Annotated in this window: 10 protein-coding genes; 7 read left to right on the top strand and 3 right to left on the bottom strand. The window is 66.4% G+C overall.

Features of this window, described 5'->3' with window-relative positions:
- Positions 1-235: 235 nt before the first annotated feature.
- Positions 236-2,023 (bottom strand): monovalent cation:proton antiporter-2 (CPA2) family protein, encoded by a 1,788-nt coding sequence (locus J2Y63_RS19715; protein WP_435267487.1) that lies wholly within the window; start codon positions 2,021-2,023, stop codon positions 236-238.
- 108 nt (positions 2,024-2,131) lie between these two features.
- Between J2Y63_RS19715 and J2Y63_RS19710 the strand changes: the two genes are divergently transcribed.
- The 6 genes from J2Y63_RS19710 to lpxK all read left to right on the top strand — a co-directional run bounded on the left by J2Y63_RS19710 (position 2,132) and on the right by lpxK (position 7,910).
- Positions 2,132-3,478, top strand: coding sequence for a TldD/PmbA family protein (locus J2Y63_RS19710; RefSeq protein ID WP_435267486.1), 1,347 nt, complete (start codon positions 2,132-2,134; stop codon positions 3,476-3,478).
- 4 nt (positions 3,479-3,482) lie between these two features.
- Complete coding sequence (locus J2Y63_RS19705; RefSeq protein WP_435267485.1) at positions 3,483-4,289, top strand: 3'(2'),5'-bisphosphate nucleotidase CysQ; 807 nt, start codon at positions 3,483-3,485, stop codon at positions 4,287-4,289.
- A gap of 59 nt (positions 4,290-4,348) precedes the next feature.
- Positions 4,349-4,585, top strand: coding sequence for a DUF4170 domain-containing protein (locus J2Y63_RS19700; protein WP_435267484.1), 237 nt, complete (start codon positions 4,349-4,351; stop codon positions 4,583-4,585).
- Positions 4,586-4,695: 110 nt separating this feature from the next.
- Positions 4,696-6,009 carry a lipid IV(A) 3-deoxy-D-manno-octulosonic acid transferase gene (gene waaA / locus J2Y63_RS19695; RefSeq protein WP_435267483.1) on the top strand — a complete coding sequence of 438 codons (1,314 nt, stop codon included), beginning with the start codon at positions 4,696-4,698 and terminating at the stop codon, positions 6,007-6,009.
- Between the two features lie 22 nt (positions 6,010-6,031).
- The gene (locus J2Y63_RS19690) at positions 6,032-6,766 is read left to right on the top strand and encodes an HAD family hydrolase (RefSeq protein WP_435267482.1); all 735 of its coding nucleotides are present in this window, start codon (positions 6,032-6,034) and stop codon (positions 6,764-6,766) included.
- A gap of 103 nt (positions 6,767-6,869) precedes the next feature.
- The gene (gene lpxK, locus J2Y63_RS19685) at positions 6,870-7,910 is read left to right on the top strand and encodes a tetraacyldisaccharide 4'-kinase (protein ID WP_435267481.1); all 1,041 of its coding nucleotides are present in this window, start codon (positions 6,870-6,872) and stop codon (positions 7,908-7,910) included.
- 3 nt (positions 7,911-7,913) lie between these two features.
- Here the strand turns inward: lpxK and J2Y63_RS19680 are convergent, their stop codons facing one another.
- Positions 7,914-8,144 (bottom strand): DUF2093 domain-containing protein, encoded by a 231-nt coding sequence (locus J2Y63_RS19680; RefSeq protein ID WP_256118739.1) that lies wholly within the window; start codon positions 8,142-8,144, stop codon positions 7,914-7,916.
- 76 nt (positions 8,145-8,220) lie between these two features.
- The gene (mutL, locus tag J2Y63_RS19675; RefSeq protein WP_435267480.1) at positions 8,221-10,023 is read right to left on the bottom strand and encodes a DNA mismatch repair endonuclease MutL; all 1,803 of its coding nucleotides are present in this window, start codon (positions 10,021-10,023) and stop codon (positions 8,221-8,223) included.
- A gap of 306 nt (positions 10,024-10,329) precedes the next feature.
- On the opposite strand from mutL, the gene J2Y63_RS19670 reads away from it, so the two are divergent.
- On the top strand, positions 10,330-12,027 hold the full coding sequence (locus J2Y63_RS19670; RefSeq protein WP_435267479.1) for a response regulator: 1,698 nt from the start codon (positions 10,330-10,332) through the stop codon (positions 12,025-12,027).
- Positions 12,028-12,164: the final 137 nt, after the last annotated feature.

The raw sequence follows: 12,164 nt of genomic DNA, 5'->3' as shown, positions 1-12,164 counted from the left end.
ATCGACACCACCACAGCCCGGGCAATCCATCACTTGCCTCCACGCAAATCACCCCCATAGCAGAACCTCAAAAGCGTTCCGTGTAAACACTCCCCTCAAGGGGGGAGATTGGATGGGGCAGTCGTTTCGCCCAAAATAAACGATGCCTTTGAAGCAATGTCCTTGCCGCTTGCCGATCTCCCCCCTTGAGGGGGAGATGCCCGGCAGGGCAGAGGGGGGTAACGGCGCACAATGGTCAGACGCTCTCTTCTTCGTCCGCCTGCGTCACGTTTTTCGGCTTCAGCAGCGGCTCCGGCTTGACCGGCTTGGAATGGAGCATGTGCCGCCCCGCGGAAATCCCTTCGGCCGCCTGCAATTCCAGCCGCGCCACGTCGCGGCGGCGGATGTCGTCTCCGATGGCCAGGGCGTCGTCCGGCTCCACGCCGAGCGCTTCCAGCGTCTCCCGGCCGAAGACGAGGGCGGATTCGAAGGTTTCGCGCACGTCGTGCTGCACGCCGCGGGCGCGCAGCGACAGGGTGTGCACCCGGTCGTAGGAGCGGGCGAAGATCGTCGCGTTGGGATATTCCGACTGTACGAGATCGACGATGCGGTCCGTCGAGGCCTTGCCCTGCGTGCAGACGGCGACGATCTTGGCGCGCTCGATGCCGGCGGCGCGCAGCACGTCCTTGCGCGTGCCATCACCGAAATAGATGCGGAAGCCGAAGTTTGCGGCCTGGCGCACGCGGTCGGTCGAATGGTCGATGACCGTCACCTCACGCCCGCCGGCAAGCAGGATCTGCGCGGCGATCTGGCCGAAGCGCGAAAAGCCGATCATCAGCACGTCCGCACCGGCACCCTCGAAATCCTCCTCCATCTCCTCTTCCACGTCGGCCACCAGCAGGAAGCGGGAAAGGGCCGCCGCAATCGGCGTCAGCGCCATGGAGGTCGTCACGATGGCGATGAGCAGCGAGGCGAGCCCGCCGGAAAAGATGCCAGCGGCGGCCGCCGCCGTGAACAGCACGAAGCCGAATTCGCCGCCCTGCGGCAGCAGCAGCGCGATGCGCACGGCATCATTGTGCGAGGAGCCGGTGAAGCGGCAGAGGCCGTAGATCACGAAGCCCTTCACCAGCATGACGGCGGGCGTGGCGATCAGGATCGTCAGCCAGCTCGAAAAGATCACGTCGAGATGCAGCGACAGGCCGACGGCCATGAAGAACAGGCCGAGCAGGATTCCGCGGAACGGTTCGACATCCGCCTGCAATTCATGGCGGTAGGAGGAATCGGCCAGCAGCACGCCGGCAAGGAAGGCGCCCATCGCCATGGAGAGGCCCGCCATCTGCAGCAGCATGGCGGCGGCCAGCACGACGAAGAGGGCGGCCGCGATCATCGCCTCGCGCGCGCCGGTGCGCGCAATGATCTGGAACAGCGGATTGAGCAGGTAGCGGCCGGCGACGAAGAGCGCGGCAATGGCGGCGATGGCGACGAGGAAGTCCTGGAAGGCCGTCGTCGTGTCCTGCGGCGCCTGTTCGGCAAGCAGCGGGATCAGCGCCAGCAGCGGCACGATGGCGAGGTCCTGGAACAAGAGCATGGAGAAGGCGCGCTGGCCGAAGCGCGTGTTGGTGTCGCCCTTCTCGTCGAGGATCTGCATGGCGAAGGCGGTGGAGGAGAGCGCCAGACCGAAGCCGATGATCAGCGCCCCGTCCCACGCCTCCAGCCCGAACAGCAGGGTCAGTCCCGCCAGCACCAGGCCGGTCAGCACCACCTGTGCCAGGCCGAGCCCGAAGATATCGTGGCGCATCGCCCACAGGCGCGAAGGCTTCAGCTCCAGCCCGATCAGGAAGAGCAGGAACACGACGCCGAGTTCGGCAACGCCCAGCAGTTCCTCGCCGTCGCGGATCTGGTGCAGGATCGGGCCGATCACCACGCCGGCCGCAAGGTAGCCGAGAATGGTGCCGAGCCCCAGCCGCTTGAAGATCGGCGCGGCGAGAAGCGCGCCGCCGAGCATCAGCAGGACCTCGTTATACGGGCTGTGGGTATAGGACATGCGGAAGGCTTTCTTCGAGGGGCGCGGGCACGAGGGCAAAAAAGGCGCGGCTGCCCTTGATGCTCGTGCTACTGCACAATAAATGGGTCAGCAAAGAAAGGCCAAGTCATGTCAGAGACGATCGATTCCGCAAGCCTTCTCGCGCGCGCCGGCGAACTCATCGACCGCGCCATACAGGCGGGGGCGGATGCGGCCGATGCCGTCGTGGTGCGCGGCCGCTCCTCGTCCGTCAGCGTCCGGCTCGGCAAGGTCGAGGGCACCGAAGCCTCGGAGAGCGACGACTTCTCGCTGCGCGTCTTCGTCGGCAAGCGCGTCGCCAGCGTTTCCGCCAATCCCGGCTTCGACCTGACGGTGCTCGCCGAGCGCGCCGTCGCCATGGCCAAGGCCTCGCCGGAAGACCCCTATGCGTCGCTTGCCGCCGAGGCCGACCTTGCGCGCGACTGGCCGGATCTCGAACTCTACGACCCGACCGAAGTCTCCGCCGAACAGCTGACCGAGGCAGCACTGGCCGCCGAAGCCGCGGCGCTGGCGGTCTCCGGCATCACCAATTCCGGCGGCGGCGGCGCGTCCGCCGGCATGGGCGGCCTCGTGCTCGCCACCTCGCACGGCTTTTCCGGCGCTTACAGCGCCAGCCGCTTCGGCCGCTCCGTCAGCGTCATTGCCGGTGAAGGCACGAAGATGGAGCGCGACTACGACTACGATTCGAGCCTCTACTTCGCCGACCTGCGCGATGCCGAAGAGATCGGCCGCGAGGCGGCGGCGCGCGCCGTGCGCCGGCTCAATCCGCGCCAGGTGCCGACGGCCAAGAACGTCACCGTCGTCTTCGATCCGCGCGTGGCGCGCGGCATGACCGGCCATATTGCCGGCGCGATCAACGGCGCCTCCGTCGCCCGCAAGACGAGCTTCCTGCGCGACCGCATGGGCAAGCAGGTGCTGAAGGCCGGGCTTTCGGTCACCGACGACCCGCTCATCGTGCGCGGCTCGTCGTCGCGTCCCTTCGACGGCGAGGGCGTCACCGGCAAGCGCCTCGCCATGATCGAGGACGGCGTGTTGCAGCACTGGTTCCTCTCCACCTCCACCGCCAACGAACTCGGCCTGAAGACCAACGGTCGCGGCGTGCGCGGCGGCACCTCGGTCAACCCGGCCTCCACCAACCTCGCGCTGGAGCCCGGCGATATCTCGGCGGAAGACCTGATCCGCTCCGTCGGCACCGGTTTCTACGTCACCGAGCTGATCGGCCAGGGCGTCAACATGGTGACGGGCGAATACAGCCGCGGCGCCTCCGGCTACTGGATCGAGAATGGCGAGCTGACCTTCGCGGTCTCGGAAGTCACCATCGCCTCCAACCTCGTCGACATGTTCATGCGCATCACGCCGGCAAATGACATCGACCGCTCGTTCGGCGTCGCCGCGCCGACGCTGGCCATCGAAGGCATGACGCTTGCCGGGACGTGAGACCATGCCGAACCCCGCCAATCCCTGGACCGCCGACCTCGATCTGCTCGTCGGCGCGGCGCGGCTGGCGGGGGCGCGGGCGCTCGATTTCTTCCGCAAGGGGCCGGAAGTCTGGTGGAAGAATGGTGGCCACTCGCCGGTGAGTGCCGCCGATTTCGCGGCCAACGATATCCTCAAGAAGGAGCTGCTCTCCGCCCGGCCGAACTATGGCTGGCTGTCGGAGGAGACCGACGACGATGCCGGCCGGCTCGACTGCGAGACGGTTTTTGTCATCGACCCGATCGACGGCACGCGCGCGTTCATCGCCGGCAAGGACATCTGGTGCGTCAGCGCCGCCGTCGTGCACCGGGGCCGCCCCGTTGCGGGCGTGCTCTTCGCCCCGTCGCTTGATGAACTGTTCACCGCCGCCGCCGATGGCGTGGCGCTGAAGAACGGCAAGCCCATCCATGTCACCGAGCCGGATGCCAGCCGGTCGACGCGCATGGCGATCCCCGAGGACATGACGCAGGACCTCCACCGGGGCCTTTCCGGCGGCGTGCACCGCATCTCGCATGTGCCGTCGCTCGCCTACAGGCTTGCCATGGTGGCGGACGGGCGCATCGATGCGACGCTGGTCAAGCGCAACGCCCACGACTGGGATCTGGCGGCCGCCGACCTCATCCTCGCGCGCGCCGGCGGCGCGCTCGTGACGCTCGATGGCGAGGCGCTCCTCTACAACCGCCCGACCGTCAGCCACGAGACGCTGGCGGCCGCCGGTTTGTCCCGGCTTTCCGGGCTTGTGGACGCCTCCCGGCACCTTGCCGGCCATTGACCTTTGGTGCGGAATACCGCAAACCACCTGCCGAAATCGGTAAGAAAAAGAGAGAAGACATGACCGAAACCACCGAACCGAAACAACTCCTCCACCTCGTCTTTGGCGGCAAGCTGAAGACCCTCACGGACACCCAGTTCCGCGACCTCAACAATCTCGATATCGTCGGAATCTTCCCCGATTATGCATCCGCGCTCACCGCGTGGAAGGGCAAGGCGCAGCTGACCGTCGACAATGCGCATATGCGTTATTTCATCGTCCACATGCATCGCCTTCTGGACCCGCAGAACGGCTGAGCCACGTTCCCCCGACACCGTTCCGCGCGGCCTGAGGCCGCGCCGAACAGAAAGACCGGACCTTCCATGATGCCGAAAAGCCCCAAGCTCACAACGACGGTGCCCTGCGCATGAGCAGGCGGCTCGCCCGTTTCGCGCTGTCGCTGTATCGCTGGGGCGGCGTCGCGCTCTATCCGATCGTCGGACCCTATCTCGGCTTCCGCGCCGCCAAGGGCAAGGAAGACCGCTCCCGCCGCCGCGAGCGCTACGGTTTTGCCAGCGTTGCGCGCCCCACCGGCCCGCTCGTCTGGTTCCATGCGGCAAGCGTCGGTGAGACGATGGCGGTCATTCCGCTCATCAAGGAAGTGCGCCGCCGCGGCATCGCCGTCCTGCTCACCACCGGCACCATCACCTCCGCCAAGGTGGTGCGCGAGCGCCTGGGGCCGGATGTCATCCACCAATATGTGCCGCTCGACGTGAAGCCGGCGATCAGCCGCTTCCTCGAATATTGGCACCCCGACCTCGCCATCATGGCAGAGTCTGAGATCTGGCCGATGACCATCCTGGAACTCGGCAAGCGCCACATCCCGCAGGTCCTGGTCAACGGCCGCATTTCGGATCGCTCCTTCCCGCGCTGGAAGCGGCGCATGTCGATCGCCGATGCGATCTTCGAGAATTTCGCCCTCGTCGTCGCCCAGTCGGAACTCGATGCCGACCGTTTTCGCACGCTCGGTGCGCTGCCGGTCATGGTCTCGGGCAATCTCAAGGTCGACACCGATGCGCCGCCGGCCGATTCCGCCGTGCTCAGGGGTTATCTCGACCAGATCCGCGACCGGCGCACCTGGGCCGCGATCTCGACCTTCGAGGGCGAGGAGGCGGCCGCCGGCAACGTACACCGGGCACTCAAGGAGCGGACCGGCCTGCTCACCATCGTCGTGCCGCGCCATCCCGAGCGCGGCGACGCCATTGCCGACATGCTGACGGCGCGCGGCCTCAAGGTCGCCCGCCGCACGCTGAACGACCCGCTGACGCCGGAAACCGATATCTTCCTCGGCGACACGATCGGCGAGATGGGGCTCTACCTGCGCATGACGGAGATCGCCTTCGTCGGCCGCTCGCTCTTTGCCGAAGGCGGGCAGAACCCGCTGGAGCCGGCCATGCTCGGCTGCGCCATCCTGTCCGGCGGCAACGTGCAGAATTTCCGCGAGTCCTACCAGCAGCTCGCCCGCAACGGCAGCGCCAAGATGGTGCGCGACGTGGAAATGCTGGCCAAGGGCGTGCACTACCTCATGATGAACGACGACATGCGCAAGCAGATGATCGAGGCGGGGCAGGAGACCGTGCAGGAGATGCGCGGGGCGCTACGCGCCACCATCAAGGGGCTGGAACCCTATATCAACCCGCTCACCGTGAAGGCGCGGCTGCATCCGCGCCAGACCACCTGAAAACCAGACGAAAAGGCAAGCCATGACCAAGGCGCAGACCATCTCCGGCATCCTTTTCGACAAGGACGGGACGTTGCTCGACTATGCCAAGAGCTGGGTGCCGGTGAACTACGAGCTCGCCCGCATCGCCGCCGCCGGCGACGAGGATCTGGCCCGCGTGCTGCTCCTGGCCGGCGGCATGAACCCGGACACCGGTTATGTGACGCCCGACAGCCTGCTGGCCGCCGGCAACACGGTCGAGATCGCCGAAGGCATGGTCGCCGCCGGCTCTCCCTTCACGGTGGAGGCGCTCGCCGCCCATTTCGACGGGCTCTTCGCCAATTCGGCGCAGCTTGCCGTCGCCGTCACGGATCTCGCGCAGTTCTTCGCCACCATGCATGCCCGCGGCTACTGGCTCGGCGTCGCCTCCAGCGACAACGAGGCCTCGATACGCGCGACGGCAAAACGCTTCGGCTTCGATAGCTATCTGCATTACGTCGCTGGCTACGACAGCGGTTTCGGCACCAAGCCCGAACCCGGCATGGTGATGGGCTTCTGCGCGGCAACCGGTCTCGAACCGCACCAGATCGCTGTCGTCGGCGACAACAACCACGACATGCACATGGGCCGCAACGCCGGCGCCGGCCTCACCGTCGCTGTCCTGACGGGCACCGGCTCGCGCCAGTCGCTGGCCGACGCCTCCGACTACTGCCTCAACGACATCACCGAACTTGTGCCCCTGTTCCCCGAAGCAGCCACCGCGCGCCCGGCGGCGTGAGAAAACCGCCGCTCGCTCGCCTGGCCCGTTTCGCATGGTTGATTTTCCGCAGCATCTCGCGTTTCTTGGACGCGACCGGGTCGGGACGCCCGCGGGGGACTGAATGGTAAGTGAAGCGCCGCCTTTCTGGTGGACGAAGGCTGACTGGCGTGCCTATGCGCTCTGGCCCGTCTCGCGCCTCTATGGGCTCATCGCCGGCCGGCGCATGCGCAAGGGCCGCCGCGCCGAGATTTCGGTGCCCGTCATCTGCGTTGGCAATTTCACCGTCGGCGGCGCCGGCAAGACGCCGACGGCGATCGCGCTCGCCCGCGCGGCGAAGGCCCGCGGCCTCAAGCCCGGCTTCCTGTCGCGCGGCTATGGCGGCTCGCTGGATGTCACCACCGTCGTCGATCCGCACCATCACCGCGCCCGCGCCGTCGGCGACGAGCCGCTGCTGCTCGCCCGCGAGGCGCTGACGGTGATCGCGCGCAGGCGTGTCAAAGGGGCGAGGAAGCTGGTGGAGGAGGGCGCCGACCTCATCATCATGGACGACGGCTTCCAGAGCGCGCAACTGACCTTCGATTATGCGCTTTTGGTCATCGATACCCGCCGCGGCATCGGCAACGGCTATCTCGTGCCGAGCGGCCCGGTGCGCGCGCCGCTCGCCGAACAGATGCGCCAGGCCAATGCGCTGCTCGCGATCGGCGATGGCAATGCCGCCGACCGGCTGATCCGCCAGGCGGCCCGCGCCGGCAAGGCGATCCATTCCGCAACACTCGCCACCGTCGGCGCGGACGACCTGCGCGACCAGGTCGTCATGGCCTGGTCGGGCATCGCCGACAACGAAAAGTTCTTCCGCACCGTCACCGAGACCGGCGCGCATCTCTACGTGACGCGTGGCTTCCCCGATCATCACTATCTCAGCGACGACGAGGCGGCGGATATCCTCGATCACGCCGAAGGGCTCGGCTACCAGCTTGTCACCACGGCAAAGGACAGCGTGCGCCTTGCCGGCGGGCATGGCCGCTCGGAGGAACTGAAGGCGAAAAGCCGGGTGATCGAGGTGGAAATCCGCTTCGACGACCCGAAGGGGCCGGATGCGATCATCGACGCGGCGATTGCCAGCGCACGGCGGCGCAAGCTGCACCGGCTGGCGGAGAAGTAAGGTCTAGCGCTTCTGCGTCGGTAGCGCGCCGGCGCGCTTTTCGGCCTCCAGCGAAGCCTCGCAGCTGATATAGGGCTCCTGGCGCAGCACGCTCCAGTAGCGCAGTTCGTCGACCGGGATCGTCTCGCCGGTCATCGCGCAGGTGACGTGCGAACCCGGCATCAGGATCTGGAAATCGCCGTCGAGATAGCGGATCTTCGCTTCGCGGCTGCCGCGGCCTTCAAAACGGTTCATCATCGATTTCAATATCCATCTCATGTGACGCCTATGCCATATCTCGGCATAGGCTAAATTTCCAGAGGTTTCCCTCTCAGCTTCGCCCGAACAGCCGCTCGATATCCGACAGCTTCAGCTCGATATAGGTCGGGCGCCCGTGGTTGCACTGGCCGGAGCCGGGCGTCGCCTCCATCTGGCGCAGCAGCGCGTTCATCTCCTCCGGCCGCATGCGCCTGCCGGAGCGCACCGAGCCGTGGCAGGCCATGGTCGCGGCGAGATATTCCAGCTTGTTCTTCAGCCCGCTGGCCGTGTCCCATTCCGCCAATTCGTCGGCAAGCTGGCGGATGAGGCCGGCCGCGTCCATCTCGCCGAGCATGGCCGGCGTCTCGCGCACCGCGACGGCACCCGGGCCGAAGCGCTCGATGCCGAGGCCGAGTTTGGCGAATTCGTCGGCATGGGCGACCAGCCGGTCGCAATCGTCCTCGGAAAGATCGATGATCTCCGGAATGAGCAGCGCCTGCGCCGGGACGGCGCGCGAATGCAGCGCATTGCGCATTTCCTCGAAGACCAGCCGCTCATGCGCCGCATGCTGGTCGACGATGACCAGCCCGTCCTCGGTCTGCGCGACGATGTAGTTGGCATGAAGCTGCGCGCGGGCAGCACCCAGCGGATGGCGCTGCGGCGGCTCCTCCTCCCGGGCTGCCGGCGAGGGGAAGACCGGCTCGCTGCGCGCCGAGGGCGCGGCGAAATCGGCAAAACCCGCCTGCTGCTCGCGGAAATGGTTCGACGCGGCACCCGCCGTCTCGAAGGGTCGGTAGGGCGAGGCCGACGGCGTCCAGGGTGCGGCGGGACGGGCGGCTTCCGGCCGGAAGGCGCGCATCAGGCCGGCGGCGCCCGTCGTCGCGGCGCGGTCGCCTTCGCGGGCGAGCGCCTCGCGGATCGCGCCGATGATCAGGCCGCGCACCAGGCCGGGATCGCGGAAGCGCACGTCGGATTTCGCCGGATGCACATTGACGTCGACCAGTGCGGGGTCGATGTCGATCGCCAGCACGGCGACCGGATAGCGCCCGTGCGGGATCGTCTCGGCATAGGCGGCGCGCAGCGCCGACCAGATCAGCTTGTCCTGCACCGGCCGGCCGTTGACGAAGGCGAACTGGTTGAGGCTGTTGCCGCGGTTGAAGGTCGGCACGCCGGCAAAGCCGGTCAGCCGCACATCCTCGCGCGCCGCATCGATCTCGATGGCATTGTCGCGGAAATCGCGGCCGAGCACCTGGGCGATGCGGGCGAGCCTGTCGGTGCCGGTCGCGGGAAATTCCAGCGTCGTGCGGTCGGAGCCCGAAAGCACGAAGCGCACCTGCGGGAAGGCGATCGCCATGCGCCGCACCACGTCGGAAATCGCCGACGCCTCGGCCTTCTCGCTCTTCAGGAACTTGAGGCGCGCGGGCGTGGCGAAGAACAGGTCGCGCACCTCGACCACGGTGCCGCGATTGGCGGCGGCCGGCCGCACCGGCTGCACCTTGCCGCCGGTCACGCTGATTTCCGCCCCTTCGCCGGCCTCTGCCGTGCGGCTCAGCAGCGAGAGTTTCGCGACGGAGCCGATCGAGGGTAGCGCCTCGCCGCGAAAGCCGAGCGTGCGGATGTCCAGGAGATCCGTTTCAAGCTTGGAGGTGCAGTGCCGGCGGATCGCCAGTTCCAGCTCGGCGGGCGCCATGCCGCTGCCATTGTCGGTGACGCGCAGCAGCGTCTTGCCGCCGCCAGCCGTGGCGATCTCGATGCGCGTCGCACCGGCATCCAGCGCGTTCTCGATCAATTCCTTGGCAGCGCTTGCCGGCCGTTCGATCACTTCGCCGGCGGCAATCTGGTTGATGAGGGTTTCGGAAAGCTGCCTGATGGTCATGCCGCCATTTTCGCGGATTCGGCGCGGGCTTGGAAGGGCCAACTTGCCTTATCCCGGCTTGCGTCGAAGGGCCTTCTGAAATCGTTTAATCAGGCTTTAATAAAATGCTGCGAACGTGCCCAGACGCTTGTATGAACACAAGCCGGCCGGGTCCTCCGGTGGACAATTTCAGCGTCGCTGGCCGCTGTCATTCCCGCACGTCCGAAGGTGCAATGCACCGATCAGCATGATACCGGGAATGCCAGACAGGCGAGGTCTGCCACTATGAATGATGTAGCGTCGTCAGACGCGAACATCCGGCTGGGAATGTTTGAAGCCGCGTGCGATATCCTCGCCGCCGCCGTGATCGTCTACGACAAGAACGATTGCCTCGTCTTCGCCAGCCGCCAGGTTCTCCGTTATTTCCCGATCCCCGCCGATACGCTGAAGGCCGGAACGCGGCTGCGCGACGTGCTCGGCGCGATCTTCGACAGCGGCGTGCGCTACGGCATTCCGCCCGAGCAGCGCCACAAGGCGGTCAACCGCGAGGAGTGGATCTCCAACCGCATTTCCGCCCACTGGCGCGAGCAGTACGACGCCGTCGAGCGGCTTGGCCGCGACCGCTGGATCCATTTCCGCAAGCGCCGCCTGCCGAATGGCTACAATGTCACGACGCTGGTCGACGTTTCCGAACAGAAGAAGCAGGAAGAGCAGTGGCGCTCGGACCTCGAGCGCATCGCGCTGACTGAGGAGATCCTCGAGACCCTGCCATCGCCGGTGATCATCAAGGACCGCAGCCTCGCCTATATCGCGGCGAACCGGGCCTTCTGCGCCATCTACGACGTCAATGCCGATGGGGTCCTCGGCCGCACGGTCTGGGATCTCGCCGATGCGGAAAACGCCGAGCGCATCGAGCGCAGCGACCGCGCCGTGCTGGAGACCGGCGAACCCTTCAGCGTGCCGGAACATGTCATCCGCGCCGACGGCTCCGACCTCTACGTCCTTACCCGCAAATACCGCATCGGCGCCCCGGGCCATCACGCGCTGGTGACGGTCATGGAAGACGTGAGTGCGCTCGTCGCCGGCGACAAGGCCGTCTCGGACGACGAGGACGCGTTCCTGCGCGTGCCCGGCGGTTTCGTCGAGGCGCAGAACTGCTTCGACCCCGTGCATGACGCTGAACGCCGCCTGCTGCTCGACCAGATGAACCCGGAGGAACTGCGCGCGCTTTCCGGCAAGCGCGTTTTGATTGCGACCCCCAATCCACGCATCGAGGAAATCCTCGTCGGCGAGTTCAAGGCGCGCGGTGCGGATTGCTGTGCGGTGCGCAGCGTCGGCGAACACGACGCCTTCCTCGCCCTTGCCGCCCGCCAGGGTCTTGCGCTCGACGCGGTGGTGATCGACGCCAACATGCCGGACCATGAAGCCATCATCGACAATGGCCGCGGCATCGCCACGCGGGTGATCGCGCCGGATGGCATCGGTCCGGATTTCATGCGTGGGCTCGTCGAGCAGCACGAGCTGCTCTCGGAAAACCAGTCGCCGCTCGGCGACATCGTCACGCCGGTTTCGCTCACCGACGACTGGTACATCGCCACCGACATCTCCACCATGCTGCCCGGCGCCGTCGGCGATATCGAGGTACTGGTGGCGGAAGACAACCAGATCAACCAGTTCGTCTTCTCGCAGATCCTCGAAGGCATGGGCATCTCGCATCGCATCGCCGAGAACGGTGAGGAGGCGGTCATGCTGTGGCGCAAGCACCAGCCGCGCCTCGTGCTGATGGATATTTCCATGCCCGTGATGAACGGCATCGACGCGGCGATGGAAATCCGCGCCGCCGAGAAGCTGACCGGCACCCACACCCCGATCGTCGCCGTCACCGCCCAGGCCCTCAATGTCGACATGCAGAACTGCATGGACGCCGGCATGGACGACTACATCACCAAGCCCGTCAGCCCCGACATGATCGAGGCGATCTACCGGCGCTATGCCATCCCGCAACCGGAGAAATCTGTCGCATAAGTTGAAAAGGACTGGTCAACTCCCCAGATTTGGGGAGGCGTGAGGACAGGAGTGACGATCGTTTGATATGCTTTTGTTAACGATCATGCCTCATCGTGAAGCGGTCGTCGGAGGTCGAGGCAAGTACGGGAAATCAT

The sequence above is a fragment of the Shinella sp. BE166 genome (assembly GCF_051201095.1).
In the GTDB taxonomy this organism is placed as follows: Bacteria; Pseudomonadota; Alphaproteobacteria; order Rhizobiales; family Rhizobiaceae; genus Shinella; species Shinella lacus.
This window is presented reverse-complemented; position numbering and strand designations above follow the sequence as displayed.

Excerpts from the sequence above, each read along its gene's own strand:
- J2Y63_RS19715 (WP_435267487.1), bottom strand. The coding sequence starts at position 2,023 with ATGTCCTATACCCACAGCCCGTATAACGAGGTCCTGCTGATGCTCGGC.
- J2Y63_RS19710 (WP_435267486.1), top strand. The coding sequence starts at position 2,132 with ATGTCAGAGACGATCGATTCCGCAAGCCTTCTCGCGCGCGCCGGCGAA.
- J2Y63_RS19705 (WP_435267485.1), top strand. The coding sequence starts at position 3,483 with ATGCCGAACCCCGCCAATCCCTGGACCGCCGACCTCGATCTGCTCGTC.
- J2Y63_RS19700 (WP_435267484.1), top strand. The coding sequence starts at position 4,349 with ATGACCGAAACCACCGAACCGAAACAACTCCTCCACCTCGTCTTTGGC.
- waaA (WP_435267483.1), top strand. The coding sequence starts at position 4,696 with ATGAGCAGGCGGCTCGCCCGTTTCGCGCTGTCGCTGTATCGCTGGGGC.
- J2Y63_RS19690 (WP_435267482.1), top strand. The coding sequence starts at position 6,032 with ATGACCAAGGCGCAGACCATCTCCGGCATCCTTTTCGACAAGGACGGG.
- lpxK (WP_435267481.1), top strand. The coding sequence starts at position 6,870 with ATGGTAAGTGAAGCGCCGCCTTTCTGGTGGACGAAGGCTGACTGGCGT.
- J2Y63_RS19680 (WP_256118739.1), bottom strand. The coding sequence starts at position 8,144 with ATGAACCGTTTTGAAGGCCGCGGCAGCCGCGAAGCGAAGATCCGCTAT.
- mutL (WP_435267480.1), bottom strand. The coding sequence starts at position 10,023 with ATGACCATCAGGCAGCTTTCCGAAACCCTCATCAACCAGATTGCCGCC.
- J2Y63_RS19670 (WP_435267479.1), top strand. The coding sequence starts at position 10,330 with ATGTTTGAAGCCGCGTGCGATATCCTCGCCGCCGCCGTGATCGTCTAC.